1 protein-coding gene is annotated in these 291 nt (G+C 64.9%); it reads right to left on the minus strand.

The window, feature by feature from the left end:
- Nucleotides 1-291: hypothetical protein (locus tag DID99_RS37580; RefSeq protein ID WP_185733898.1), on the minus strand; the 291-nt coding region annotated here is incomplete at both ends.

Below are 291 nucleotides of genomic sequence, written 5' to 3' on the forward strand. Positions count from 1 at the left end.
CGTCGCCGCCGACGTGTTGCCGGCGACGTCAACCTGCCGGACCTGCACATTGTTCACACCCTCGACCGCCCCGAAGCCGGCACTCCAGTGCGCACCGTTATCGACGCTGTACTGCACGGTGGCGCCGGTTTCGATGCCGGTCAGGTTCAACGTACCGACATTAGTGACGTGATCAACAGCGCTGCTGCCCGAATCGACCGCCAGCGCCACACCCGGCGCCGCAGCCGACGTATCAAGCGTGAAACTGAACGACGTCGCCGCTGACGCATTGCCCGCGACATCAACCTGCCG

The organism is Burkholderia sp. Bp8986 (genome assembly GCF_003854225.1).
Classification (GTDB): domain Bacteria; phylum Pseudomonadota; class Gammaproteobacteria; order Burkholderiales; family Burkholderiaceae; genus Burkholderia.